Origin of the sequence: Pelagibacterium montanilacus (assembly GCF_003992665.1) — a bacterium.
Classification (GTDB): Bacteria; Pseudomonadota; Alphaproteobacteria; order Rhizobiales; family Devosiaceae; genus Pelagibacterium; species Pelagibacterium montanilacus.
Genome location: NZ_RZMX01000036.1, coordinates 21,635 through 41,754 on the forward strand (window position 1 = coordinate 21,635; position 20,120 = coordinate 41,754).

Here is a 20,120-nt window from a genome sequence, read left to right on the forward strand (position 1 = left end):
TGCGACGCTTGGCGGCCCGGCTATTCGATGTCCTCGCCCGTGTGCTCCCGCCAGCGGCGGCAGAACAGGGCCCATTCGGCCTCTTCACGCGTACTGAACGTCCGCGTGTCCTCGATCACGATCGGATCCTCCCGCAGGGGCGGCATGCGCCCGATGACGAAGTCCGCAAATTCCCTGCGCGCGATCAGGATCACCTGATCGCCCCCGCGATAGGCGCGCATGATGTTGAGCACGCGCTGCAGGCCTGGGCTGTGGTCGCCCATGGGCTTGGCCCTGAACTCCTCGACATACTGCCTGTCCGCCTCGGCGGTGATTTTATAGACCATTGGCTGTGCTCTCCTCGCCGCGCGCTTTGACCGACGCACCCGGCAACACGATGGGAATGGCTTGGAAAAGATCAGTGATCGACCAGTCGGCATCCCCGATCGCCTGATGCTCGAGCGCGATCACCTTCATGCCTGCCGCCCGCGCCGAGAACGCACCCGTAGGGCTGTCCTCGACCGCCACGGCGGTCCCGGGCGAAACGCCCAGCCGCTTGAGCGCGCGTTCGTAAGGTTCGGGCGCGGGCTTGCCCGCCGTCACGTCGTCGAGCGTGATCGAGAAATCGACGAACCGATCCACTCCGATTGCCGCGAGATTCGCGGAAACGATCATTCTGTTCGAATTTGATACGCAAACCTGCCGGATGCCCGCTTCATGGAACGCGGCCATCGCCTCGATCGCGCCGGCGACCGGTTCGAGTTCGCCCGCAGCCTCGACATACCGGCCGATGATCTGATCTAGCCACAATTGCCTCTCGACGCCGGACCCAAAACGGGGAGAAAGCGCCTCCCAGACGTCGTCTATGTGCACGCCGAGGAACCGATCATCGTCTATATCGCTCAGATCAACGCCTTGATCGGCGCAAACCGAGACCAGAACCTTCTGGTGAAGGGGCTCGCTGTCCACCAGCGTCCCGTCCACGTCCCAGGCCACCAGGGAGAATCTCGGGGTCATGAACCGCCCCCGAAATTGCGCGCATAAAGATCGCGAAACGCTTCATAACCCTCTGCGTATAAAGCGCTATTTTCCTCGTCTGGTTTCGTCACCGCACCCTTGGTCACGAACACGGACACCCCGCGCCAGTCGTTCGCTGCCCCCGTCCCCATCGCCGCCGCCCAGGCAGCGCCAAGGCACGACCCGGGATGGCCATGCAGCGATTGCAGCGGCTCACCAACGATATCGGAGACGATCTGCATCCACACGACCGACGACGCGCCACCGTCAGAAACAAGATAATTCAATGGGTTATGACCCATATCCCGCAGCACCTCGATGTGGTGTCGGATCGCATAGCCATAGGCTTCGAGCATCGCGCGCCAGAAATGCCCGAGCGTGTGCGAAAGGCTGATCCCATGAAACATCCCCCGCGCATCGGGATCGTGGATAGGGGTCTTTTCGCCCAGAAAATAAGGGAGTGCGAGCAATCCGTCGGCCCCCGGCGGGGTCTTTGCCGCCATCTCGTCGAGCAGCCGGTGAACGCTCACCCCCCGCCGCGCCGCCTCGGGCTCCAGCCCCGAAGCGAAGGTTTTCACGAACCAGTTCAGCCCCGATCCGCCCGTCGACATGCAGCCATTGGGCACCATCAGTCCGGGAACCAGATGATAATCCAGATACATACGCGGATCGGGCGCCACCTCGTCGGTGGCCACCAGCACGTCAACCGAGCCGCCGAATTTGAGCAACACATCCCCGCGTTCCAGCAGGCCTGCCCCCAGCGCCGAGGCGATCAGATCGGCTGAACCGCCCGTCACCGGCGTACCCTCGGCCAGCCCCGTCTCGCGGGCCGCCTGCGCCGAAACCGCCCCGATCACCGCGTCCGGACGCACCAGATCGGGCACTGCCGCGCGGTCGATATGGGCCAGCGCGATCAAAGCATCCGAAAGCGCGTGCGTGCCGATATCCACGAACCCGGCCTCGAGCGCCCAGTTCTGCTCGACGATCCTGCGTCCGGTAAGCCGGAAATTGATGTAGTCGTAAGAGCCGAAAACCGTGGCAATCCGGGAGAAATTCTCGGGCTCGTGCTTCTCGATCCAGCGCAGCTTGGCCGTCACCAATTGCTGGTTGATGCCATTGCCGGCCTTGCGGAAAAACCAGTCCTCGTCGATCTCGGCGCGCATCGCCTCGACCTCGCGCCCGCACCGCCCGTCGCTCTGCTGGATCGAGCGCCGGATCAGCGCACCCGCGTCATCGAGCAGAACCACGGCCGGCAGCATGCCCGTGACGCCTATGCCCCCGATCTCGGCGGGATCGATGCCCTTATCGATGAAGGCGCGAACGATCCGGCCGACATTGGCCCACCATTGCGCCGGGTCTTCCTCGGCCCATCCCGCATGGGGAGCGTGAAACTCGACCGGACACGAGACGACATCGACCACCTGGTCGGGCAGGCGCACAAGGATGCCGATCGTGGAGGTCGTGCCGATATCGAGGCCGAGGAAATAGGTCATAGCGCAGCTCCGCCCTTCAGCGCAGGGAATTGACCTTGTCCATGAACCGGTTGACCCGAGCCGGATCCACCGCATTCCAAGTGTCCCCATCGACCTTGAAATGGGTGCCGATCACGCAGCCGTCCGCATAGGTCAGGATCTCGGAGATGTTGTCGATATTGACCCCGGTGTTGGCAAAGACCGGCGTATCGCCGACCGCCTCGCGGACTTCGCGCAGGTTCGAGCCCTCGATCGGCTGGCCGGTCAGCGGCCCAGATACCAGAATGGCGTCGGCAAGCGAAGAAAACACCGCACTGCGCGCCCGAAGCCCGATTGACCGCTTGTCGAGGGAATCGGCGAACTCGGCGTTGATGTTGAACAGCAATTTCAGATCGGGCCGGCCGAGATTGCGGCGAAGTTGTACGGCCTCTGCGCATTTGGGCGCCCAAACGCCCATGTCGGACGCAAAGACCCCGGTGAAGATTTCCCGCACGAACCTGGCATCGGTCGCCGCGGCGATCGAGACGCTCGCCGCCGGATCCCAGAGATAGTTCACCCCGAACGGCACCTTGAGGTCCGGCTTGATCGCCGAGACGACTGCAGTCATCGCCGCTACGCCGGACTTGGGCGCATCAAAGACATAGGGACGGTCGTTCTCATTACCGAACATGATGGCATCCACACCCCCGTCCTGGAGCGCCAGCACGTCCTTGCGGACGTCCTCGATCAGCTTGGCCATGCCGCCCTTCTCGTCATAGAGCGGCGTTCCGGGCAGCGCCCCGATATGAGCCATGGCGATGACCGCCTTGCGCTTGTCTCCCAGGAAATCGAATACCATCTCAGCGCATCTCCTTTTATCGGCCCTCTTGTCGGCCCTCGCAGCCTGCGCGTCAGAGACCGCAGCCCACTTCACACGTAAATTCAAAACCAAACAAAAACTATCATTTCTTTGCGCGACGTGTCACCATCAAACCGACTTGAGCAGCGCAATATTTTCGCGATAACCCGCGCCGGGGCCCTGGAACACTGCTGATCCTGCCACGAGCACGTCCGCGCCTGCGGCGGCGAGTTCGGGCGCGTTGCGCGCATTCACGCCACCATCGACCACGACCCGCACGTCGCGCTTCCCGAGCATGGCACGCGCCCGCGCCACCTTGGCTATGGAGCCCGGGAGAAAGACCTGCCCGCCATAGCCGGGATCAACGCTCATGATGAGCACCTGATCTATATCGTCGAGAACGCACTCGATTGCCGAAGCGGGAGAAGCAGGATTGAGCGCCACCCCCGCCTTGCATCCGGCAGCACGGATCGCCGCAAGCGTCCTGTGCAGATGGACATGAGCCTCGGCGTGGACCGTGATCCTTTGAGCGCCCGCGCGCGCATAGGCCTCAATGCATCCAGCAGGATCTGCGACCATCAGATGAACATCGATCTCGGCGGCGCTGAAGCCGCAAAGCCGCGTGACCATTTCCGCGCCAAAGCTGATTGCGGGAACGAACACGCCATCCATGACGTCCAGATGCAGCCAGTCGGATCCCGCTTGGGTGACCGCCGCGACCTCCTCGCCCAGTCGCGCGAGATCGGCGGTGAGGACCGATACCGCCACCTTCGGCGTACCGTAAATCCGGGCACCGGACTCACGCGTGATCTCATGGCCTGCGTTCACCGGCTGCCTCCTTCTGGCGCGCACGATTTTCGGCTGGCGCGCTTTGACTTGCCTCTTCAACAAATAAGCAACCTTCGTATCAAAAGACAACACATACGAACGAAATTCACAATTTCGGATATGACGGCAGCCAATTGCATCAATGACCGGCCAAACAAAAAGCCGCCACGGCGCGCGACCGTGACGGCTCACTCGGAACGCTAGGCTCCCTGGCACAAAAAATGTTCGATCAGCCGAACATGGTGCGTAGCACGCCGACCGCGGCGCCGCTGTCATCGACTTCCCAGATCACCCCGTGCCGATCAATACAGGTGCACGGATGGGAGATGCCGAACTCTATGACGTCCCCGACCCGGAACAGCCGGTCTCCGGCAGCCTTGCTCACCTCGAGAAAGGCGTGCTGGTCGTTGAGCTTAACCACCTTGGCGTTCGGGTCTTCGGCAATTAGTTTTCCATCGCGCCAGATGGCAAGCGGGATGGGCAGATCGATGTCGCTCGAGACGTCCCGTATTCCCATGCCGCAGATCACGAGGCCCGTCTCTGGCGTCGAGAGCACCTCCGCCCACACGCGCAAGGCCGGGGCGAACCGTCCCTCGGGATGTGCGGAGCGCTTGGCCATCTGCTCCAGAGCCCGCTCATAAACGCCGTGATCGGAGAAAAAGATCGCACCGCTGCGCAAAATCAGCTTGGTCTGGGGGGCATGCGCCAAATCCCCGAGGCGCGCGAGCACCCGATCGAACCATGCCGAGCCGCCTGCCGTGACGATGAGCTCGCGCCCGGGCCCGACCTTTTCGCGCACCGCAGCATGCAAACCAGCCAACCGATCCAGCAGCTCGTCGACCCGGCGCCCGGCAACCTCCGGGGTCCCCGAGGCCACGGCGCCTTCATAGGCGGCCGAGCCCGAGACGTAGACCCCGCTGCGCTCTGCGGCCAGCGCGTGATCGAGCACGGCAGTGGCGCCAGCGGTGTCGCGCAACCCGGCACGGGCGCCTCCCACCTCGATCAGGAGCCCCAGAAGCGGCAGGTCGGACCGGTCGTCCCAGGCATTCCGCAGCGCGGAAACCGCCTCGATGGAATCGACGAAAACGTGCAGTTCCATCTCCTGGCGCCCCGCGAACCGGGCTGCCAGACGCCGCGCGGCCGCCATACCGCCCACCTGATTGGCAATGATCAACCGTTTATGGCCGGCATCGGCCAGTACCCCGGCCTGCCGAATATCGGCGACCGACGCACCCCATGCACCGGCATCGACCAGCCGCCGCGCCAGTTCGGGCACCATCGGGGTCTTGGCATGGGGCGCCAGCAGCGCGCCATGGGCGTTGAGATGACCGATCAGCGTCTGCGAGTTTCGTGTGAAGGCGCCCCGATCCAGCGAGAGCAGCGGAAGGCTCATCCTCCCGTCCTGCGGCCGCAGGTGCATGCCTCCCAATTCGCTGGCGTCGGCAGACGTCATCCCTGGCGGAAAGCCCCGAAACCGGGCATCGAATATCGTTTCAGGTTCAGCCATTGGCCCGCTCCTCGTCCAGCCGGTAAATACGGCGTGCGTTGTCATAAAAATACTTGCGCTGATCGTCTGCAGGCAGGTCCGCCGTCAGCGTCCGGAAGGCATCCATCATGCCGCCGTAGGATGCCTGCCGCCCGGCCACCGGAAAATCGGTTCCGAACAGCACCCTGTCGTGCCCGAAACACCCAAGGCAGTGATCGACGATAGGGCGCAGGCTGTCCACAGTCCAGTCGTGGTCATAGGCGAACGGATTGGAGACCTTGAGCGCAACGTTCTGGGCTCGCCCGAGCAATTGCAGGCCCATGCGCCAGAGCGCCAGCCCCTCCTCGCTGCGATCCATCGGACTTCCACAGTGATTGATGACGAACTGGATGTCCGGGTAATCGCTCGCCAGCTCGTACGCCTCACGCATCTGCCAGGGGGCCATCAGGATCTCGAACACGATCCCCGTGCCGCGCAGGCAATCAAGCCCCGCCCGCCAGGCCGGATCGGACATCCGCCCCTCCTTGGCAACGAAGCTCTTGCGCGGGTCGGGATGCCAGCTCACGATATCGCGCAGGCCTACGGCGCGCGGATGCGCCGCTTCGCGTGCAAAGGCATCCGCCGCGTCGGGAGCCGATAGATCCAGCCCGAAGACGTGCCACCTGGCCACCACGCTCCTCTCGAGCGTATCGAGCCATTGTGTTTCCTCGGCCCGCGTCCCGGGATCCCAGCTCGCCTCGATATGGATGGTCGCCTCGATCCCCTGCCCCTGTGCCGCGGCCAGATAATCCTCGACCAGAAAGCTGCGCTCCAGCGGGTCGATCTCGGCACGATTCGCCCCATCGGGCGTGCGGCCCTGCAGCCAGGGGTGCCGGCCCATGTCCAGATCCCAGAGGTGGTGATGCGAATCGATGACGGGTCCGTCATAAGGGCTGGAGGCCATGGAGAACTCCCTGAAATACAGTGATGGGCGACGCCGGCGTGCGCAGGCAATTGGCTTCTTGTTCGAATTTGTTCATATTGTTACGCTAGCGGACACGGATCACGCAAGCTAGTGTTGCCAAGCCAGTGCTGCACAGTCCGGCCGATCACCCACTCAAGCCGAGGACAGACGCCGACCATGGGCTTCATCAGGACACTGACCGGCGATATCGCGCCGGACGAGTTGGGGCGCACCTACGCCCACGATCACCTTTTTTGCGTTCCCCAGCTCTGGAAAGAGAAGGGAATCGCCGACTTCATGATCGACGATATCGAGGCCTCGCTGGCCGATATCGCCGATTTCGTGAAGGCCGGCGGCGAGGCGGTCTATGACGCCACCGCGATCGATTACGGTCGCGACGTCACAGCTCTGCGCACGCTGTCCGAGCGCGGCGGCATCAAAATCATCGCCACTGCGGGGTTCAACAAGGCCGTGATGTGGCCCGGTCAGATGGGCGATACCGGCCAGACCATCCAGCAATGGATCGACGCGCGCGACCGCGCCCAGTTGCGCGACCATGTGGTCACCGAGTTGACCCAGGGAATAGACGGCACTGGTCTCAAGGGCGGGGTCGCCAAGTTCGGCACGGGCTACAACACCATTTCGCCCTCCGAGGACAAGGTGATGCGCGCGGTGCTCGATGCCCACAAGGAAACCGGCTGCCCGCTCCACAGCCACACCGAGCTGGGCACGCTCATTCTCGAGCAGCTCGATGTCCTCGCCGAGGAGGGCATCGATCCCTCACGGCTGACCATTGCCCATGTGGACCGCAATCCCGACCCATGGTTGCACAGAAAGGCTGCCGAGCGCGGATCGTTCCTGTGCTTTGACGGGATCAGCCGCATCAAATACCACCCCGAGAGCGTGCTGATCGAATGCATCCTCAACCTCGTACGCCATGGCCACGAGGACCAGATCCTGATCGGGGGCGACATCGCCCGGCGCACCATGTACCGTCATTATGGCGAGGGCGGGCTGGGGCTCGACTACATCCTGCGCTCCTGGGTCCCGCGTTTCGTCGAAGAGGCCGGAGAAGCCGGGTTTGACGGCAAGGCGCTGATCGACACCTTCATGATCGAGAACCCGAAAAGGGCTTTCGCCTTTGCCAGCTGACCGCACCCCCTTCATCCGATCCATGGCCGACAGCGCGATCGTTGAAGCGCTCGCCGAGCGCCCTTTGCTTATCCTTCCCCTCGGCGCCGTGGAAAGCCATGGCGAGCACCTGCCCGCGGGCACGGACACCCTCTTGGCCGAACGCATGACCGAGGCGTTTATGGCCCGGCTCGAGGGTGAGGTGCCGGCTCTGGCCCTTCCCTGCCTGCCGTTCGGGCAAATCTTTTCGCTCGGCGACGCGCCCGGCTCGTTCGGCATCGGCGCCGAAACGCTCGCGACGGCAATCACCGAGATTGCCCGTGGCGCGCGGGCCAAGAAAATCCCCGCAATGATCGTGGTAAACGCGCATCTGGGCAATGCCGAACCCATTCGCACCGCCCAGCGGCGGCTCAAGGAAGAGGGCTTCCCGCTCGCGAATTTCTTTTATCCGGGATTTGAGGCCCACGCCCGCGCCGTCCGCGAGACCCCGGAGGCCCGCGCCGGATACGTCCACGCCTGCGAGATCGAAACCTCGTTCGCTCTGCATCTCGCGCCCGAAATGGTCACGATGGACGCCGCAAAGGCCAACTACCCGGAGTTCCCCGAGGATTTCAGTGTTCTGCCCTATCGCTGGACCGAGTTCTCGGACAGTCCCGTGCTCGGCGATCCAACCGCGGCCAGCGCCGAAAAAGGCCGCCGGATCATCGAGCCGGTGCTCGACCGCATGGTCGCCCTCGCCCGCACGCTGCACGCCAGGTCTGTTCGGGACTAATCCGCGCCAAGAACCAGCGCCGCTTCACTGGCCGCGAGATAACGCGCAAAGCCCGCATCGTGGATGCTGCCTCTGGCCGGGTCCGGCTCGAAACGGCGCTGGAGGGTGAACGCCGCCCGGCTCGCCTGCTCGATATCGTCATGATCGCCAATGGCGACCGCGGCGCAAAGCGCTGCCCCCTTGGCCCCGAACTGGGTGCCTTGCGCGATCTCGACCGGCCTGGCGCACACATCGGCGATCATCTGGGACCACAAGGGGCTCTTGGCACCGCCTCCGGCCAGCCGGATCACGTGCGGCTGCGCCCCCATGGCGGCAAAGCAATGCCGGATCGCATAGGCGACGCCTTCATAGACGGCCCGCACCATCTCGGCCCGTCCGTGCTGGGGCGCGAGCCCGCTGAACCCTGCCCGCGCGCCCGGCGCAATTCGCGGCGCAATCACCCCCGAAGCGGAAAGATAGGGCACGAACAGCACCCCACCCGCCCCCGGATCCGCCTCTGCCGCCAGAGCGCCGAGCGCAACATACGGGTCCGCAGATGCCTTGAAGTCGGGGGCAAGCGTCTCCAGCGTCCAGTCCAGCGTGGTCGTGCCCGCCACATTGACCAGCGTCTTGAGCCAGCGCCCGCCGGGCACGGGAAATAGCAATCCCTGGTCCCGTGGCTCGAAGACCGGATGATCGAAGACGAGGCCATTAAGGCACGTGGTGCCCAGAATGCTCACCGCCTGCCCCGGCTCGGTTGCTCCCACGCCCACCACCGCCGCGCTGACATCGCCGGTCCCGATCGCGACCGGAAGGCCCGCCGCCAGCCCCGTCGCCTCGGCCGCATGGGCCGTGATCCTGCCCGCTAACGTCTCGCCGGTGCGCACGGGTGGGAGCAGCTCGAACAGATTCCCGACCCCGAGCCGCTCGGCCTGCGCCTTGTCATAGGTTCGGGTGCGCGCATTGCCCGGCGCGGTCGCGGCCTCGCTCTCGTCGGTCGCGACCTCGCCGGTCAGCCGAAGCCGGACATAGTCCTTGAGGCACACCACGTGGCGCGCGGGCTCGAAAACTTCTGGACGCTCGGATTTGAGCCAGGCCAGGACGGGCAATGTGCACCCCATCTGCATCACCGATCCCGACAGCGCAAAGATATCGGAAATCAGCGACGGATTTGCCCGCACCATGCCATCCACCAGCGGCTGTGCCCGCGCGTCGTTCCACAAAATGATGGGCGTGAGCGGGGTGTGGGCACCATCGAGCACACAGGCGCCCACCATCACCCCCGTGATCCCGAGGCCGCGTATGGCACCCGTCCGGCCATCCCGCGAGATCTCCCGGAGCACCGCACAGACCGCGCGCCACAGGGCCTCGGGCTCCTGCTCGGACCATCCGATGGGAAGCTCCTGTTGCGCCATGCGCCGCTCGACGACGGCGACTTCCCGCCCGTCGGTGTCAAACAGAGCCGCCTTGATGAGCGAGGTTCCGATATCGAGCCCGAGATACAAAGCGACAAATTCCTGCAAAACCGCACATTGAACGGCGCGACTTTGCCATCATCGTCCCGGGCTTCACAATGGCCGCAGCGGCACTTTTTCAGTCGGCCTTCCGATCGGCTGCGAGGAAATCCTCGCGCGCCGGGGTGAAGCTGTCGACCAGCCGGCCCGTCTCGAGCGCCTTGACCCCATGGGTCACTCCCGAAGGCACGATGAACGAGCCGCCCGCGCCTATGGAGCGGGTTGCATCCCCGATCGTCACCTCGAACCGGCCATGGGCCACATAGCTTGCCTGCACGTGCGGGTGGGAATGGGCATCACCCACAGCGCCGGGCTCGAAGGCGAATTCGACCACCATCAATTCGGGCGTATGGAGGACGATCCGGCGCTTGTTGCCGTCCGGCGTCGTGACCCAATCCCCCTCGCCCGGCTCGGCGAACAGCTTGTTTTGGTCTGTCATGTCCACTTTCCTTTGCTCATCGCGCCAGCCAGCCTCCGTCCACCGGCACGACGGCCCCGTGCATGTATCGCGAGGCCCGCGATAAGAGAAAAACCGTGGCCTCTCCGATATCGTCCGGCTGGCCCCACCGCCCCGCCGGTATGCGGTCGAGGATCGCCGCGCTTCTAGTGGCATCGGCGCGCAGCGCGGCGGTGTTGTTGGTTTCGATATAGCCCGGAGCCACCGCGTTGACGTTAATCCCACGGGCCGCCCATTCGCAGGCCATAAGACGGGTCAGCCCCAGCACCCCATGCTTGGATGCCGTATAGGAGGCAACCCTTATTCCGCCCTGGAACGAGAGCATCGAGGCGATGTTGACGATCCGCGCGGCCCGGCCCTCTTCCATCGCCCGGCGCGCGAACCCCTGGGAGAGAAAGAACAGCGATTTGAGGTTGATGTCCATCACATCGTCCCAGTCCGCCTCGGTGAACGCCACCGCGTCGGCCCGGCGGATGATCCCTGCATTGTTGACCAGCCCGTCCAGCGGCGCGTCGGCCCAGATATCGGCCAGCATCTGCCCTGCCGCATCGGGATCGGCCAGATCGCAGCGCACGGGGACAAACGAGCCGCCGATCCCGGCCATACCCGCAACCGTATCGTCCATGTCCGACCGGCCCACGCCGATCACCTGCCCGCCGGCCCGCCCGATCGCCAGCGCGATGCCCTGGCCAATCCCGGTATTCGCCCCGGACACCAGCACCCGGCGCCCCTCCAGCGAAAAGGCGGATAGATCGGTCACCGAAGATCCCCGATCTCGATCTTGTCGACATCGGTGTAGTCCACATTGTCGCCCGCCATCGCCCAGATGAAGGTGTAGCTGGCCGTGCCGGCGCCCGAATGGATCGACCAGGGCGGGGAGAGCACCGCCTGCTGGTCGGCGACCACCATGTGGCGCGTCTCGTCGGGGGGGCCCATCAGGTGGATCACCCGTGCATCCTTGTCCAGGTCGAAATAGAGATAGGCCTCCATGCGCCGTTCATGGATATGGCAGGGCATGGTGTTCCAGATCGACCCGGGCGCAAGCTCGGTCATGCCCACGACGAGCTGGCAGGTCTGGACCCCTTCGGGGTGGATGAACTGGAAGATCGAGCGCTCGTTGCAATTTCCCTTGTCGCCCAGATCCACCCGCTTTGCGTCCCCGATCCGGATCAGCCGCGCCGGATGGGGCGCATGAGCGGCCGCCGAGACGATATAGAACCGCGCCGGCTCTTTGGCATCGCTTGACGCAAAGGCGACGGTCCCCGTCCCCTGCCCGAGATAGACCATGTCGCGTGTGCCCGTTGAAAACACCTCGCCATCGGCGGTGATCGTGCCCTCCCCGCCGATATTGATCGCGATCAGTTCCCGCCGGTCGAGAAACCGCTTGGTGCCGGTAGGCGTGATCGCCTCGAGCGGGAGAGCATCGGCGAGCGGGATGCACCCCCCCACGATCATGCGGTCGTAATGGGTATAGGTGAGCACCATCCGGCCGGGGTCAAAAAGGTCCGGAATCAGGAAGTTGGCGCGCAATTCCTCGGTCCCCATGGCAGCGGCCGTCCGCGGATCGACGGCATGGCGCGAGGTATAGCGGGTCGTAGCGGAGGCCTCTGTGAGGCGGGGGGATTGGTGCGTCATGTCAGAACCACATATTCGGTGAGTTGGGTGATGGAGGTGTCCTCCTTGGCGACGTCGAACACCTTGGTGCCGTGGCTCATGATCACGAACCGGTCGCAGACCTGATAGGCATGGTAGATGTTGTGGGTGACCAGAACGCTTGAGACGTTCCCGGCCTTGAGCCTGAGGACCTGATTGAGCAGGGCTTCGGTTTCGCGCACCGAGAGCGCGGAGGTCGGCTCGTCCAGCAGCAGGACCCGGCGCTTGAAATGCACCGCCCGGGCAATCGCGACCGCCTGCTTCTGGCCACCCGACAACTCGCCCACCAGCTTGTCGGGGGAATCGATGCCCGAGATATGGACGGCGGATTTGAGTACCTCCATGGCGATCTCGCGCATTTCGCCCTGCTTGAGAAATCCCAGGCCATTGGTGATCTCGCGCCCCATGAAGATGTTGCGCGTGATCGAGAGCGAATCCACGAGCGCCGTGTTCTGGTAGATGGTCTCGATACCCGCATCCGCGGAATCGCTGCGGCAGGTGAACATGGTCTGCTGTCCGTCCACCGACAGGTGCCCGGACGAGGGCTTGTGGATGCCCGAGATCAGGTTGACGGTTGTGGACTTGCCCGCGCCATTGTCACCCAGAAGCCCGATCACCTCGCCTTCCCCGATATGGAAGCTGAGATCCTTGAGCGCGGTGAGCGGGCCGAAGCGCTTGGTCACACCGTGCAGTTCGAGAATTGGCGTATCGACCATCAGGCTGTCCCCTTGCGTTCGATGAACTGGTTGAGAATGGCCGCGCCTACGATCAGCATCGCGATGAACATCTCGAGGTAAAAGCCCGGCGCCCGAAGCAGCAAAAGCACGTTGGTGATGGTGTGGATCATCATGGCACCCAGGAAGATGCCGATCACCGAGCCGCGACCGCCATGGAGCGAGAGGCCGCCGATGACGCAGGCCGCGATTGCCTGGAGCTCGAGCCCCGTGCCCTGTCCGGGCTGCACGCTGCCCACCCGGGCCGTCGCGAGAATGCCTGCAAACGCCGCCATGCCCCCGGCGATGGCAAAGGCGATGATCTTGACCCGTCCGGTGTTGATCCCGATCGCGGTCGCCGCCGGACGATTGCCACCTGTGGCAAAGACATGGTTTCCGAACTTGTGCCGGTGCATCAGCAGGTAGAACGCAAAGACCAGCGCCAGGAACCACAGGAACGCGGCGTTGAGCCCGAAGAGCGTGCCGGCGAACAGCCCGGTGAATGCGGGTTCGGGATCGAACCGGACCTGCACCGCGCCATTATAGAGCAGCACCGCCCCGCGCCAGAACATCAGCCCTCCGAGGGTCACGATGAACGAAGGCAGGCCGAACTTCAGAGTGATCAGGCCATTGAGGACGCCGATCCCCAGCCCGATGGCGATGGCCAGCGGGGCGGCGATGAACGCGCTCATGCCCGCGTCCACCTGGACCGCCATCACGATGGCGGTGAGCGCATAGACCGAGCCGACCGACAGGTCGAACTCGCCCGCGATCATGAGAACACCCACCCCCAGCGCCAGGCACCCGAGCACCGGAATGGCGCGCATCAGGATGGCCAGGTTCTGGGGCGAGAGATACCGGAAATCATCCGGGTGCAGCAGCGCCCAGGTGATGCAGGCGACCTGAAGGATCACGAAGACCAACAGGATCGAACCCGCCGGGTGGGCGAGCAATTGCCGGAACAAGAGGCGCGGCGTGTGTCGTGGTGGCGCGATTGCACCTTCGGCTGTAGTGGTCATGTCGCATGTCCTCGCGATTGGCGCGCGGCCCCCGGCGCCTGCCGGAGGCCGCCGATCGGTCAGCGGTAGGTGCCGACGAGGTCGATGATGTCGCTGATCCGGGACTGGTCGAGGAACGCGCCCTGCCCGGTATCCACGTCCGTAGGCGTCATGCCGTAGCGCACCGCCATGGCGATCTGGGCGATGGGGTAGTAGCCCTGCAAATAGGGCTGCTGGTCCATGGTCGCGAACATGGCACCCGATTCCACCGCATTGGCGATCTCGACCGCGAGATCGAACCCGCCGAAGGGCACGTCGATCTCCGCGTCCCGGATCGCTGCAGCGCCGACCGTGGAGGTCACCGAGCCTGTTCCGAACACGGCCTTGACGTCCGGGTTGGCGATCAGGAACTGGGTCATGATGTTCTGGGCTTCGGCCGGATCGAGCCCTGCACGCACAGTTTCCACGGTGATTCCATGCTCGCTCATGGCATCTTCAATGCCGCCACCCCGGGCCACCGCGAAGCTCGCCTCGGGGATTTCACGCGGGTTGAAGACCACGTCGCCTTCCTCGAGCCCGAACTCCTCGATCATGCGCATGCCCAGCTCATAGCCCGAAGCGCGCTCGTCCATGCCCACATAGGCCTGACGGCAATTGCCGTCCGCGCCCTCGAGGTCGTCATTGTTGAACCCGATGACGATGATCCCCTGCTCGACGGCGGCGCAGATGCTGTCGTCGAAGGCGTCCGAGCTTGAAATCGCGACAGCGATTCCATCCACGCCTGCAGCCGTGGCCGCCTCGATCAGGTCGTTCTGCCGGACCGGATCGTTGTTGGCATACTGAACGTCGAGATCGACCCCGAAATGCTCGGCCGCGTCCTCTGCCCCCCGGACGACCGGGTTGAAGAACTGAACGGACGGATCGAGATAGATGATCATGGTCGCGGTGACCGGATCATCCTGGGCCAGTGCCGTCGAGGCCATCAGCGATGCCCCCATTGCTCCCAAAGCCACGGCCTTCACTATAGAGTTCGACATACCGGTTTCCTCCCATTGGCTTGTCAAACGACGTAAAACTTCCCTCTTCCGGCCGTGCGCCCTCGCGCCGGCAGGCCAAAAATCCTCCTCAAGGACTGGTGGATCAGCCCGTGAACCAGCGCGGCGGTGCGCCGAAAGTCACGTGGATTCCCTTGAACTGCGAATATTCGTCGAACCCGTAGCGCCCGAGCTCACGCCCGACGCCACTCTTTTTGTAACCGCCGATGGGCAGCTCGGGCGTGCCGTCGATCACGCTGTTGACCCAGCACCGGCCCGCCCGCACGCGGCGAATGGTCTGCATGGCGTTTTCGAGATCACGCGACCAGACGCTGGCCGAAAGCCCGTATTCGGAATCATTGGCCAGCGCCACCGCCTCGTCGGCGGTCCGGAATCCGATCGTCGAGAGCACCGGCCCGAAGATCTCTTCGCGCGCGATCGCCATATCGGGCCGCACCCCGGTGAAAACGGTGGGTGCATAATAGAGCCCGTCAGCCGCCTCCGCATTCCCCCCGATCATCACCTCGGCGCCCGCGTCGCGACCCGACTTCACATAGCCGTCGACCTTGTCGAGATGAGCCCGCGAGATCATGGCCCCGATCTTGGTTGTTTCATTGAGCGGATCGCCGAACGTCACTTTCCGGGAGATATCGATAACCCGCGCGAGCAGTTCGTCGCGGATGTCCTCGTGCACGATCAGCCGGCTGCCCGAAATGCAGCACTGCCCGGCATTGTGATAGACGCCATAGGCAATGCCGTCGGCCGCCGCATCGAGATCGGCATCGGCAAAGACCACCTGTGGCCCCTTGCCGCCGAGCTCCAGCCCCACGCGCTTGACCTGCCGCGCGGCGATCTCGCCGATCCTGGTGCCCACGCGCACCGACCCGGTGAACGCCACCATGTCCGTTCCCGGATCCTCCGCCAGCGTCTGGCCCGCGGGATCGCCATACCCCGTCACTACATTGAACACCCCGTCCGGGAGCCCCGCGTCCCGCGCGATTTCGGCCATCATCACCGATGTGCCAGAGGTCAGCTCGGAAGGCTTGAGCACCACCGTGCAGCCGACCCCGATCGACCAGGGCACGCGCTCGGAGGCGATAATGAAGGGGAAATTCCACGGCGTGATGATCCCGACGACTCCGACGGCCTCGCGCAGCACCAGTCCCAGGCGGTCATCGCCGATCGCATTGTGGGCCTGCCCTTCGAGCGCCCGGGCCTGGCCCGCCGCATATCTCCACATATCCGCGCAATACCCGATCTCGCCCCGCGCCTGCGCAATAGGCTTGCCGACTTCGAGACACTCGGCAATCGCGAGGTCCTCCACCCGCGCCTCGATCAGCTCGGCGATCCGATAAAGGATCGCTGAGCGCTCGGCGCCGGACAGGCGTGGCCAGGGACCGACATCGAAAGCCTCGCGCGCAGCGCCGATCGCCAGACACACATCATCTGCCGACGCTTGGGGCCAAGACCCCACGATCGCACCGGAATGGCCCGGGCTTCCGCGCTCGATCCGCTTTCCCGACTGCGCCTCGACCGACTTGCCGCCGATCAGCATCTGATAGTCCCGCTTCGTTGAGAGGCGGGGATCGGCAAGCTGGGGAGTGATGAAATTGGCTGGTGAACTCATGCGCTTCGGGCTTTGCCCTCCCTGAACCTTGATCTCAGACGCTCTCTCCGCATCTGTTGTATGGTACGGTATGGTAGTTGTATGGGCCTGTCAATGTGGTATGGTAGATTCATGACAGCCGAAATTATGCGCATGGAAAAGCCCGCCGAACCGGGCACAAGCACTGCCTCCCAGGTCGAACGCGACCTGCGCGAGGCAATCATCAGGCTCGAATTGCGGCCCGGCACACGGCTGTCCGAGCAGGAAATTGCCGATCGGCTGGGCGTTTCCCGTCAGCCCGTTCGTGAAGCGCTCATAGCGCTGGCGCGGGCTAGGCTGGTTCAGATCCAGCCCAAACGCGGCACCGTGGTGGTCAAGATTTCAGCCCGGGAGATGACCGAGGCCCGATTCGTGCGCGAGGCCATCGAGACCGCGGTTGCCCGGCGCGCCTGCTCGACCTTCGATCCCTGGATTCGCTCGACGCTGGACGGCATTCTCGCGCGCCAGCGCTCCGCGCGCGACGCTCAGGACTACCCCCGCTTTCGCCGCGAGGACGAACAGTTTCACATGGCCATCGCAACCGGCGCGGGCTGCGGCATGGCCTGGAGCGTCATCGCCGACATCAAGGCCCATATCGACCGTGTGTGCAACCTGCAGCTCCGCAAGGCCGATTCCATGGCCGCGCTGATTGCCGAGCACGAGGCCATTCTGGCCGCCATAGACGCGCGCGACCCCGACCGGGCGGTCGAGGCCATGCGAACCCATCTGGCGGGCATCCTCTCAGACCTGCCCCAGATCGAGGCCGAGAATCTCGACCTCTTCGAGTAGTGCGCCAGAGCTTTTCCCTGGAAACGCTATGCGCCTTCGACCACCGAGAATCCCTCGAACTCGGGATGCCCGACATAGATGTCACGGCCCTGGCTCCCGGCATTCTTGTGCGCATCCCGGAAATTCTGGGATTTGGTCCACGCCTCGAAATCCTCCCGGCTCTCCCAGATCGTGTGCGACGCATAAAGGACGTAGCCCTCCGCCTCACGCTCGGGTCCGCGCAGCAGGTGGAATTCCCTGAACCCCTTCATCTCGTGCAGGCGGGAATCGCGCGATTTCCATATCTCCTCGAACGCCGTCGTGGCGTCGGGTTTGACCTTGAAGCGGTTCATCGCAACAAACATGAGGCCCTTGTCCCTTCACTTGAACAAGCGGCGAGAACCACAGGCCCCGCCGCACTGGTCAGATTGGCGCGCTCTACCAGCGCACGGTCGCGCCGACCTTGATGCTCAGGCCCGGCTCGTAAAGCTCCGGATCCCCGCTGAGGGGATTGGCGTAGGTGGTGTCGAACAGATTATCCACCCGCAGATTCAGATCAACATTCTCAGATGCCTCATAGCTCGCAAAGAGATTGACCACCGTGTAGTCATCCATGTCCGATCCCTCGGGTGCCCAATTTTGCTGGACTTCCCCACCCAGGGTCATCTTCCGGTCGAGCAGCCGCACCCCGGCTGTTCCGGTCACCTGTCCGGTCGGCACCGTCAAAAGCGGCGCGCGCTCGCCGTCTTCGATGGTATGCCCATCGATGAACGAGGCATTCAGCCCGGCGAACCAGTCCCCCGCATCATAAAGCGCTTCGAGTTCCACACCGTGGATCTCTGCGGACGCAAAGTTCTGGTACTGGTAGCAGGTTCCCGGATAATACCCGATCACCTGAGGCGGGAAGACGCCGGGCGCGAAAATGGGGCCGGACGGAGTCGCATCGCACCCGTTTTCACCCGTAGGAAAAGAAGTGCCCCCGATATAGTCCGTGATGGTGTTGTTGAAATATGCAGCCTTGATCCTCAGGCTGTCCTCGGTATCGAAAAGCCCGTCATAGGCGTAGTTGAAGCCCAGCTCCCAGGTCTTGCCGATCTCGGGGACGAGACCCGGATTAGGCAGGAAGGGGAACACGGCCCCCTCGGGATGAAGCCCGCTCATCAGGGTCTCGGTCGTCGAGGGCGAACGATAGCCCTCCGCGTAGGTGCCATACACCTGGAAACCCGAAAGCGGGCCTTCGGCAAACGGGGATACCCCGATGGTCAGACGGGGCGAAAGCCGTGTGCCCGATGCCGATTCGCTCTCACTCTCAAGACTGTAGGAATCGAACCTCACCCCGCCGATCACCTCGAGCCAGTCGTAGATCATCTTGTTCTCGACATGGGCGCCCCACAGCGCGCGCTGGCCGGAAGGGGTATAGACATCGCTGCCGCTCGAGGCCGGAGACGTGGTGACCATGTCGTCCATCACCCAGTCGGCCCCATAGGTCAACTCATGGCTCACCGGGCCCGTCCAGAACCGCGACGTGTTCCAGACGTCCAGCGCATAAGTCGTCAGGTCGTATGTCGTCTCCGAACCCGCCGGGATCGTGATCGGCTGGCCATTGTCAGACGAGAACTGGTCGCGGTCGACCAGCGTCGTCGAGGTCAGATCGACCGCATTGATCGAGGCGTTGACATGCAGATCGAGCAGATCATTTCCCGGATCGGTGACTTCGAACTGACCCGAGAAGGTGTTCTGGACCGAATCGATATCAGCCTCGCCGCTGCTCTCGGTCCAGTCATTGCGCGTCCGGTTCCATGAAAGGTCGAGCTCGCTATACTCTGTCGGCCGAACCGTCGCCTTGACGAGCCCGCCCAGAACCTCGAAATCGGACCCGTCGACGGTTTCCCCGTCACCACCGGTGTATTCGTTGTGCCGGCGCCAGGAAAGGCTGGCCAGAACCCCGGCGTCCTCGGTCAACCGCACGGCGCCCGTTGCGCTGCTGGTGATGCCGCGCGTATTGGAATCGTAATTCACCGACGTCTCGAGCGCATACTGCTCTGAGGGCGAAAGGAAAGTATCGGCGCTCTTGGTGTTGAACATCACCACCCCGCCGATCGCGCCGGACCCGTAGGTGTTGGCCACCGGGCCGCGAATAACCTCAGCGGATTCGATCAGATTGGGATCTACGAACACCATGGCGGCAGTGCCATGGCCGGAGCGGTTGAAGTTCTGGCGCGCGCCGTCGACGATCACCTGAACCCGACCGAATTCCTGCAGTCCGCGCACATTTGCCGCCGATCCGGCGCGCCGCGCATCCGTCTGCAGGCTCACCCCAGGGGTACCGAAGAACACGTCGTTGAGCGTTGAGGGCATGCGCCGATCCAGAGCCTCGGCATCAACCCTGCTGACCGAGGCGAGAGTATCGATGGGCGCGTCGCCCGTCCGGCTGATGACGGTAAGCTGGTCGAGCAGCGTACTGGTTTCGGCGGCCTCGCAAAGCGCCATATCGGCCTCGCCTTCCACCCCCGCGCAGAAATCGAGCATCGTGTCGGTCTGGGCAATGGCCGGCATGGACATGGCGCCGTAGGCGACCCCGGCGAGAAGCAGGCCGCGCACGAGGCGGTCGGACAGAACCCGGCCTTGGGACGCGCTGCTGATGATGTGTGTAGTGCCTGTCGCGGCTGCGCGGACCTGCATGGAACTGCTCCTTGAACGGATGAACGTCGATGCTGGCTGGCTTTGGGCTGGCTGGCGGATGAAAGCGCACGGCCATGGTCTCGCCGCAATCGCTCTTTGCAGCGTCGAGTATAAAATATGATGAAAAGAGTCAACTATTGACTCGGAAATAAACCTGACTACAAAGATCAGCTATCGAAGACCCGCCCGATATCAAGGCTTCGGGACACGT

The 20,120-nt window shown here is 63.9% G+C and carries 20 protein-coding genes; 3 read left to right on the plus strand and 17 right to left on the minus strand.

The features are described 5' to 3' along the window. Window positions 1-20 precede the first annotated feature (20 nt). The 7 genes from EO136_RS11110 to EO136_RS11140 form a co-directional block, all read right to left on the minus strand. Window positions 21-326 (minus strand): N,N-dimethylformamidase alpha subunit family protein, encoded by a 306-nt coding sequence (locus tag EO136_RS11110; RefSeq protein ID WP_127144492.1) that lies wholly within the window; start codon window positions 324-326, stop codon window positions 21-23. Continuing rightward, the gene (locus EO136_RS11115) at window positions 316-996 is read right to left on the minus strand and encodes an HAD family hydrolase (protein ID WP_127144493.1); all 681 of its coding nucleotides are present in this window, start codon (window positions 994-996) and stop codon (window positions 316-318) included. The genes EO136_RS11110 and EO136_RS11115 overlap by 11 nt, the downstream gene beginning before the upstream one ends. Next, window positions 993-2,489 (minus strand): FGGY-family carbohydrate kinase, encoded by a 1,497-nt coding sequence (locus EO136_RS11120; protein WP_127144494.1) that lies wholly within the window; start codon window positions 2,487-2,489, stop codon window positions 993-995. Before EO136_RS11120 ends, EO136_RS11115 begins: the two co-directional genes overlap by 4 nt. A gap of 16 nt (window positions 2,490-2,505) precedes the next feature. Further along, window positions 2,506-3,306 (minus strand): BtpA/SgcQ family protein, encoded by an 801-nt coding sequence (locus EO136_RS11125; protein WP_127144495.1) that lies wholly within the window; start codon window positions 3,304-3,306, stop codon window positions 2,506-2,508. Between the two features lie 129 nt (window positions 3,307-3,435). After that, complete coding sequence (gene rpe / locus EO136_RS11130; RefSeq protein WP_246018344.1) at window positions 3,436-4,134, minus strand: ribulose-phosphate 3-epimerase; 699 nt, start codon at window positions 4,132-4,134, stop codon at window positions 3,436-3,438. A 229-nt stretch (window positions 4,135-4,363) separates the two neighbouring features. Then, window positions 4,364-5,641, minus strand: a complete 1,278-nt coding sequence (locus EO136_RS11135) for a type III PLP-dependent enzyme domain-containing protein (protein WP_127144497.1) — start codon at window positions 5,639-5,641, stop codon at window positions 4,364-4,366. Further along, window positions 5,634-6,563 carry an amidohydrolase family protein gene (locus EO136_RS11140; RefSeq protein WP_127144498.1) on the minus strand — a complete coding sequence of 310 codons (930 nt, stop codon included), beginning with the start codon at window positions 6,561-6,563 and terminating at the stop codon, window positions 5,634-5,636. Before EO136_RS11140 ends, EO136_RS11135 begins: the two co-directional genes overlap by 8 nt. Window positions 6,564-6,740: 177 nt before the next feature. On the opposite strand from EO136_RS11140, the gene EO136_RS11145 reads away from it, so the two are divergent. Together EO136_RS11145 and EO136_RS11150 are read left to right on the plus strand one after the other, a co-directional pair. Beyond that, window positions 6,741-7,715, plus strand: a complete 975-nt coding sequence (locus EO136_RS11145; RefSeq protein ID WP_127144499.1) for a phosphotriesterase family protein — start codon at window positions 6,741-6,743, stop codon at window positions 7,713-7,715. Further along, window positions 7,705-8,466: a creatininase family protein gene (locus EO136_RS11150; protein WP_127144500.1), complete on the plus strand. Its 762-nt coding sequence runs from the start codon at window positions 7,705-7,707 to the stop codon at window positions 8,464-8,466. Before EO136_RS11145 ends, EO136_RS11150 begins: the two co-directional genes overlap by 11 nt. Here the strand turns inward: EO136_RS11150 and EO136_RS11155 are convergent. From EO136_RS11155 to EO136_RS11190, 8 genes are all read right to left on the minus strand, one after another. Then, entirely contained in the window at window positions 8,463-9,950 is a 1,488-nt protein-coding gene (locus EO136_RS11155) for an FGGY-family carbohydrate kinase (RefSeq protein WP_127144501.1), read from the minus strand. The two genes, EO136_RS11150 and EO136_RS11155, sit on opposite strands and share 4 nt — an antisense overlap. Window positions 9,951-10,038: 88 nt before the next feature. Continuing rightward, entirely contained in the window at window positions 10,039-10,398 is a 360-nt protein-coding gene (locus EO136_RS11160) for a cupin domain-containing protein (RefSeq protein WP_127144502.1), read from the minus strand. 16 nt (window positions 10,399-10,414) lie between these two features. Further along, on the minus strand, window positions 10,415-11,176 hold the full coding sequence (kduD, locus tag EO136_RS11165; protein ID WP_127144503.1) for a 2-dehydro-3-deoxy-D-gluconate 5-dehydrogenase KduD: 762 nt from the start codon (window positions 11,174-11,176) through the stop codon (window positions 10,415-10,417). Continuing rightward, window positions 11,173-12,051 (minus strand): 5-dehydro-4-deoxy-D-glucuronate isomerase, encoded by an 879-nt coding sequence (kduI, locus tag EO136_RS11170; RefSeq protein ID WP_127144504.1) that lies wholly within the window; start codon window positions 12,049-12,051, stop codon window positions 11,173-11,175. Before kduI ends, kduD begins: the two co-directional genes overlap by 4 nt. Next, window positions 12,048-12,785 (minus strand): ATP-binding cassette domain-containing protein, encoded by a 738-nt coding sequence (locus EO136_RS11175; RefSeq protein ID WP_127144505.1) that lies wholly within the window; start codon window positions 12,783-12,785, stop codon window positions 12,048-12,050. The genes kduI and EO136_RS11175 overlap by 4 nt, the downstream gene beginning before the upstream one ends. Continuing rightward, window positions 12,785-13,801 carry an ABC transporter permease gene (locus EO136_RS11180; protein WP_127144506.1) on the minus strand — a complete coding sequence of 339 codons (1,017 nt, stop codon included), beginning with the start codon at window positions 13,799-13,801 and terminating at the stop codon, window positions 12,785-12,787. The genes EO136_RS11175 and EO136_RS11180 overlap by 1 nt, the downstream gene beginning before the upstream one ends. A 59-nt stretch (window positions 13,802-13,860) precedes the next feature. Then, window positions 13,861-14,817 (minus strand): sugar ABC transporter substrate-binding protein, encoded by a 957-nt coding sequence (locus tag EO136_RS11185; protein ID WP_127144507.1) that lies wholly within the window; start codon window positions 14,815-14,817, stop codon window positions 13,861-13,863. A 103-nt stretch (window positions 14,818-14,920) separates the two neighbouring features. Next, entirely contained in the window at window positions 14,921-16,441 is a 1,521-nt protein-coding gene (locus tag EO136_RS11190; protein WP_127144508.1) for an aldehyde dehydrogenase family protein, read from the minus strand. Between the two features lie 111 nt (window positions 16,442-16,552). Between EO136_RS11190 and EO136_RS11195 the strand changes: the two genes are divergently transcribed. Next, complete coding sequence (locus tag EO136_RS11195) at window positions 16,553-17,248, plus strand: GntR family transcriptional regulator (RefSeq protein WP_164730546.1); 696 nt, start codon at window positions 16,553-16,555, stop codon at window positions 17,246-17,248. A gap of 26 nt (window positions 17,249-17,274) precedes the next feature. Here EO136_RS11195 and hmuQ read toward each other — a convergent pair whose 3' ends face one another. After that, window positions 17,275-17,592, minus strand: coding sequence for a heme-degrading protein HmuQ (gene hmuQ, locus EO136_RS11200; RefSeq protein ID WP_127144509.1), 318 nt, complete (start codon window positions 17,590-17,592; stop codon window positions 17,275-17,277). A 73-nt stretch (window positions 17,593-17,665) separates the two neighbouring features. Then, window positions 17,666-19,909, minus strand: coding sequence for a TonB-dependent receptor domain-containing protein (locus tag EO136_RS11205; protein WP_127144510.1), 2,244 nt, complete (start codon window positions 19,907-19,909; stop codon window positions 17,666-17,668). Window positions 19,910-20,120: the final 211 nt, after the last annotated feature.

What these genes read in the sequence shown, in the direction of transcription:
- EO136_RS11110 (WP_127144492.1), bottom strand. Translation starts at nt 326, where the DNA reads ATGGTCTATAAAATCACCGCCGAGGCGGACAGGCAGTATGTCGAGGAG.
- EO136_RS11115 (WP_127144493.1), bottom strand. Translation starts at nt 996, where the DNA reads ATGACCCCGAGATTCTCCCTGGTGGCCTGGGACGTGGACGGGACGCTG.
- EO136_RS11120 (WP_127144494.1), bottom strand. Translation starts at nt 2,489, where the DNA reads ATGACCTATTTCCTCGGCCTCGATATCGGCACGACCTCCACGATCGGC.
- EO136_RS11125 (WP_127144495.1), bottom strand. Translation starts at nt 3,306, where the DNA reads ATGGTATTCGATTTCCTGGGAGACAAGCGCAAGGCGGTCATCGCCATG.
- EO136_RS11135 (WP_127144497.1), bottom strand. Translation starts at nt 5,641, where the DNA reads ATGGCTGAACCTGAAACGATATTCGATGCCCGGTTTCGGGGCTTTCCG.
- EO136_RS11140 (WP_127144498.1), bottom strand. Translation starts at nt 6,563, where the DNA reads ATGGCCTCCAGCCCTTATGACGGACCCGTCATCGATTCGCATCACCAC.
- EO136_RS11145 (WP_127144499.1), top strand. Translation starts at nt 6,741, where the DNA reads ATGGGCTTCATCAGGACACTGACCGGCGATATCGCGCCGGACGAGTTG.
- EO136_RS11160 (WP_127144502.1), bottom strand. Translation starts at nt 10,398, where the DNA reads ATGACAGACCAAAACAAGCTGTTCGCCGAGCCGGGCGAGGGGGATTGG.
- kduI (WP_127144504.1), bottom strand. Translation starts at nt 12,051, where the DNA reads ATGACGCACCAATCCCCCCGCCTCACAGAGGCCTCCGCTACGACCCGC.
- EO136_RS11175 (WP_127144505.1), bottom strand. Translation starts at nt 12,785, where the DNA reads ATGGTCGATACGCCAATTCTCGAACTGCACGGTGTGACCAAGCGCTTC.
- EO136_RS11180 (WP_127144506.1), bottom strand. Translation starts at nt 13,801, where the DNA reads ATGACCACTACAGCCGAAGGTGCAATCGCGCCACCACGACACACGCCG.
- EO136_RS11185 (WP_127144507.1), bottom strand. Translation starts at nt 14,817, where the DNA reads ATGTCGAACTCTATAGTGAAGGCCGTGGCTTTGGGAGCAATGGGGGCA.
- EO136_RS11190 (WP_127144508.1), bottom strand. Translation starts at nt 16,441, where the DNA reads ATGAGTTCACCAGCCAATTTCATCACTCCCCAGCTTGCCGATCCCCGC.
- EO136_RS11195 (WP_164730546.1), top strand. Translation starts at nt 16,553, where the DNA reads ATGACAGCCGAAATTATGCGCATGGAAAAGCCCGCCGAACCGGGCACA.
- hmuQ (WP_127144509.1), bottom strand. Translation starts at nt 17,592, where the DNA reads ATGTTTGTTGCGATGAACCGCTTCAAGGTCAAACCCGACGCCACGACG.
- EO136_RS11205 (WP_127144510.1), bottom strand. Translation starts at nt 19,909, where the DNA reads ATGCAGGTCCGCGCAGCCGCGACAGGCACTACACACATCATCAGCAGC.